This window comes from Phormidesmis sp. 146-33 (assembly GCF_052939515.1).
This window is the reverse complement of sequence record NZ_JBJPHU010000220.1, coordinates 1-4,578: the sequence shown is the minus strand read 5'-3', so window position 1 is coordinate 4,578 and position 4,578 is coordinate 1. Positions and strand designations below refer to the sequence as shown.

The window sequence follows — 4,578 nt, the reverse complement described above, 5'->3', positions numbered from 1 at the left end:
TGGGACTTGCAGGGGCGGGAGCTGCAAACCTTGAAGGGGCACAGCAATTTTGTCAATAGCGTGAGTTTCAGCCCGGATGGCAAAACCCTAGCGACGGGGAGTGTTGACACCACGGCAATCCTCTGGAATCTTGACCTGAATAGCTTGATGACCTTGGGATGTGACTGGCTGCACGACTACCGCACTTACAATTCTGATGGGCAAAGCGACCAGGAGTTGAATGCCATTTGCAACGAGATGACGCAACCCCCGACAAAGCGCCAGACCTCGCTATGGCAGAGAATCATGGGGTGGGTTTGGCAGAGATGAAGACTGAAAGGGACAAGCCGATCGACTTCAGCCCGTCTCAAGTGAGATAACTCAACGGACACCAAAAGAGCCATCACACCTGCCCCGATCGCAGCCTTCGCCACGACGATCGCAACTTTCACCACGACAACCGCAACTTTCGCCACAACAACCGCAACCTTCGCCACAACAACCGCAACCTTCGCCACAACAACCGCAGCCTTCGCCACGACGATCGCAACCTTCGCCACGACAACCGCAACCTTCACCACGACAACCGCAATTTTTGCCACGACAACCGCAATTTTTGCCACGACAATCGCAATCTTTGCCACGACGATCGCAATCTTTGCCACGACGATCGCAACCTTCGTTACGACGATCGCAATCTTTGTTACGACGATCGCAACCTTCGTTACGACGATCACAACCTTCGTTACGACGATCGTAATTTTCATCACGACGATCGCAGCTTTTGCTCAAACCGATCGAGGTTTCGTCGCCCCGATCAGAGGTTTTGTCGAGCCATTTATAAGTTTCCCTTAAACCAATTCAGGTTTGGTTAAAGCGTTTCTTATGCTGATCTCGATCGAGCAGCTTCTAATTCTCAACTTTCTGATCAACTTCCCTTTTTAAGGCAAGATTGGGGGCAAAAGGCTTGAATAACGAACCCCAAAAAATAAACCCAGACCGACGAATCGATCCAGGTTTGGTTTTTATAAACCAGTCGTTTTATAGTGGGTGACTGGCGGTTTTCATAGAAGTTCATTCCTTCTGTATCTACAAGAATACGCCCTTCTTTTCGGAATCAGGCGAAAAAGATAAGGAACTTTGTATTGTGACACACAGATTTACATTCAGAGTTTTCTTCCTAACTCCTGCGATCGCCTCCAAGCCGCCTTTACCGCCTCAATCACCGCCGATCGAAAGCCTGATTTCTCTAATTGAGCGATCCCCGCGATCGTCGTCCCCCCCGGACTTGTCACCCGATCCTTCAATTCACCGGGATGAATCCCCTCTTCTTGCAGCAGTTGAGCCGTACCACGTACCGTTTGTAAAGCCAACTTGAGGGCGATCGCTCTGGGCAAACCTGCGGCCACGCCTCCATCCGCCAACGCTTCGACCATCAGCGCCACATAGCCCGGCCCCGATCCCGAAAGCCCTGTGACAGCATCCATCATCGATTCGGGCACCTCGACCACTTCGCCCACCGTTTCCAAAATTTGGCGGGCTTGATCTAAATGATGAGATTGGGCATATTGACCAGGCGCGATCGCCGTGATCCCCGCACCAACGGCCGCTGGAGTATTGGGCATTGCTCGAATTACAGGCTGTCCTGGAAAAGCGGCTTCTAGCGTCTCTAACGACGTTCCTGCCAAGATCGAAATCACCAGAGCGCCACGAGTTTCAGACCCCAAATCTGATTCCAAATCTTTAGCAACCGCCGCAAAAATCTGAGGCTTGATTGCCAAAAACAGCACTTCACTCGCGGCTGCGGCCGCCTTATTTTGGTCAGTCACCTGAACTTGATAGTGTGAGGCTAAAAAATCACGTCGCCTGGACTGTGGCTCACTCACCAGCATCTGATCTGGCGAATACATCTCCTGCACAACAAGACGGGACAACAGAGCTTCCCCCATCATCCCGCCCCCAATCATTCCAAATTTAATGCTCAAGTCAATTCCTGGAAATATAACAAAAGCCAAAAGTTTGACGCTCAGAAACAAACAGATTCAGGAATGAACTCACCAAAAAATTCATTAACAAATTCATCCCTCATCCCTCATCCCTCATCCCTTCTTATTGCGCCATTCTCGCTTGCTCAGTCGCCCATGCAGGAGTCGGTGCCGCAGGCCGAGCCGGACGGGCCGCAGGTGCAGGTTGAGGCACTTCGTGGATTACGCCTGTTTGAGTACTAACCTGAACACAGCTAGGTGTAAACAGGAAAATGCTTTCGCCGATGCGCTCTTGGTGACCATCGATCGCATAAGTGCCACCTGCCACAAAATCGACGGCTCTTTGAGCTTGATCCGGGTCCATGATGGTCAGATTTAAGACAACGGATTTGCGTTCGCGCAACGCTTGAATGGCTTGGGGCATTTCTTCAAAGGTGCGAGGCTCCATCACCACGACTTCAGAAATTCCATTAACTGCGCCGGGCATTCCAATCACATTATTCATACCGTTGTTTACACCTGTGGTTCCAATGACTGCGGGTTCTGTAGCGATAGCGGCTCGATCGCGAAATCTTTGACGGCGCGCACGAGTTTCTTCTTCAGTATTGCTGTTGTTGACAGCGGGTGCAGGATTCTCTTCCTGGTAGAGCGTTTGGTATTCCTGCCCATCCATTTCGTCGTACTCATATTCATAATCGACTTGCTCGTTCAGACCGACAAAATCCCGTAGTTTGCTGAAGATATTCACGATTCACGCTCCGTCACGATCTATGTTGTTGTGTACGTTAGTTTACTGACAAATCTGTTTTTGACAACTGTAGAGTAGCAAGAAAAAAGCCATTTACAGTTTTTGTTATCACGCCTATCTAAGTCACTTGTTGGATGCGATCGAAGAAAGGTTTTAAAGTTGGGTTCGCAGCGTTAGAAAGTCTACCACACTGCCCACCTCGCCGAATGAACAATTAGTATACATGCTGTTTCCAAAATGAGCCGCCCTTTCTAAATTTTTTAATCGCCGTCGCAATTGTATCGGCTGATGAAGCCATGCGATCGCAAGATCAAGAAATTTTCTAGTCTTGTGCGATTGCATTCACAAACCTCCTTTGATCGCCTGTCTTGACAACAGAAACCTCAGTGACAAATTGCCCCAGTTAAGTGAACCAGTTAGGTGAAAGATTTGGTCGTAAAAGTTTGGGTGATAGAGAAGGTTCTATCGCCGATCGAGATGCTGAATGATGAACAAACAGCAGTGCCTGAAGTGCCGCAAAAGTTGAAACGACAACTGCACGGTCACAACTCTAAAAATGCAGATCAAGCAGGTGGCACCTTGAAGCTTTGATTGGGTCGATTTTGAACTCTCTAAAGTTCTGCTTTCAGATTTAAGCCAGCTTACCCAATGCGATCGTTCAAACCAATTGCCGATCAGGTTACTTACAATATCACCTTTCTCCAAAACGTCAACAGCAACTTTAAAAAAGCTGAGAATCTTCCTGAAGTCCTTATCTGTGAAGCGGCTGCCCAATGTTGAGGGTCTTCTTTGTTATTTTATCTAGTTCGACATTTATTAAGAACAAGTTGCAAATTTGACCTGTTTCTCTTGCTGAATCAGTGAATACCAGGTCGATCGCTGCTCATTCTAAAGGCTTCTAATGCCCTAAGTGAGCGTGCAAACGAGGGCAATTTTGGGCACTCTAGTTTCTTTTTGTAAAGCGGTATGGGGGGTCTGACCCCTTATTCTCAGGTGATTAGAGGACGATCGCCAAACAAAATTCTTCCTGGCCGGATCATCGTCGCCCCCGCTTGAATGGCTAAGAGATAGTCATCGGACATGCCCATCGATCGCTGATTTATCTGAACGTAGGGTAAGTTCTGCTGCGCGATCGTCTCCGCAAGTTTGCCAGTCTGTTTGAACACGTCCCGGATCTCATCAGGGGTCAAGCCCATCGGTGGAATGGTCATCAGTCCTTGAATGTCCAGATTTTTGCAATCGTTGAGGTGAGGCAGGTCGGTGAGCAACTCTGGTACTGTCCAGCCTGATTTGTTGGGGTCGGGTAAGAGTTTGACTTGAAGGCAGATCTGCGGTTTTGTAGGGAGGTCTTGGGCGAGACGATCGAGCCGTTGCGCCAATTTGAGGCTGTCTACTGACTGAATCCACTGAAAAAGCTCGATCGCTCGTTGCGTCTTATTACTTTGCAAATGCCCGATCAAATGCCACGTCACATCTTCAAGATCTTTTAATTGTTCTTGTTTTGCCTCGGCTTCCTGAATGCGATTTTCTCCAAAATCCCGCAGTCCTGCTGCATAGGCGGCCCGCATCGCCTCTACGGGAACTTGTTTAGTAACTGCGATAACCCGTACCGTATCAGGAATCGTCTGGCGAAATTGTTGAATGCGTTCTTGCAGCAGGTCAGTTTTAATCATGAGGAAAGCGATCGAGAACAACAAATAAAAAACGAACCCAGAATTGAAATTCACTTCTCAAGTCTAAAGTCCCCCGTCTCGATCGAGCCTATCTACAAAACAGCCCCCTCATCCCTCATCCCTCATCCCTCATCCCTACTGAAACGTCCGTTTATGCACAAACTGAAGCTGGTCGTATTCCTTCTGCATTCCA

At 48.6% G+C, this 4,578-nt stretch carries 5 protein-coding genes and 1 pseudogene; 2 read left to right on the top strand and 4 right to left on the bottom strand.

The features are described 5' to 3' along the window. Positions 1 to 6: 6 nt before the first annotated feature. Positions 7 to 117: pseudogene (locus tag ACJ2PR_RS35135) on the top strand (WD40 repeat domain-containing protein); the annotation flags it as partial. Positions 118 to 185: 68 nt separating this feature from the next. On the opposite strand, the gene ACJ2PR_RS35130 reads toward ACJ2PR_RS35135, so the two are convergent. From ACJ2PR_RS35130 to ACJ2PR_RS35120, 3 genes are all read right to left on the bottom strand, one after another. Then, a complete protein-coding gene (locus tag ACJ2PR_RS35130) occupies positions 186 to 746 on the bottom strand; it encodes a hypothetical protein (RefSeq protein WP_446880530.1) in 561 nt (186 codons plus the stop codon). Between the two features lie 399 nt (positions 747 to 1,145). Continuing rightward, the gene (gene proC / locus ACJ2PR_RS35125) at positions 1,146 to 1,964 is read right to left on the bottom strand and encodes a pyrroline-5-carboxylate reductase (protein ID WP_446880529.1); all 819 of its coding nucleotides are present in this window, start codon (positions 1,962 to 1,964) and stop codon (positions 1,146 to 1,148) included. Positions 1,965 to 2,088: 124 nt separating this feature from the next. After that, positions 2,089 to 2,712 (bottom strand): cell division protein SepF, encoded by a 624-nt coding sequence (locus ACJ2PR_RS35120; RefSeq protein ID WP_446862555.1) that lies wholly within the window; start codon positions 2,710 to 2,712, stop codon positions 2,089 to 2,091. Positions 2,713 to 3,132: 420 nt separating this feature from the next. Between ACJ2PR_RS35120 and ACJ2PR_RS35115 the strand changes: the two genes are divergently transcribed. After that, positions 3,133 to 3,303: a hypothetical protein gene (locus tag ACJ2PR_RS35115; protein WP_446880528.1), complete on the top strand. Its 171-nt coding sequence runs from the start codon at positions 3,133 to 3,135 to the stop codon at positions 3,301 to 3,303. 398 nt (positions 3,304 to 3,701) lie between these two features. On the opposite strand, the gene ACJ2PR_RS35110 is transcribed toward ACJ2PR_RS35115, so the two are convergent. Beyond that, positions 3,702 to 4,385, bottom strand: coding sequence for a YggS family pyridoxal phosphate-dependent enzyme (locus tag ACJ2PR_RS35110; protein WP_446865940.1), 684 nt, complete (start codon positions 4,383 to 4,385; stop codon positions 3,702 to 3,704). Positions 4,386 to 4,578 lie beyond the last annotated feature (193 nt).

Excerpts from the sequence above, each read along its gene's own strand:
- ACJ2PR_RS35110 (WP_446865940.1), bottom strand. The coding sequence starts at position 4,385 with ATGATTAAAACTGACCTGCTGCAAGAACGCATTCAACAATTTCGCCAG.
- ACJ2PR_RS35130 (WP_446880530.1), bottom strand. The coding sequence starts at position 746 with ATGAAAATTACGATCGTCGTAACGAAGGTTGTGATCGTCGTAACGAAG.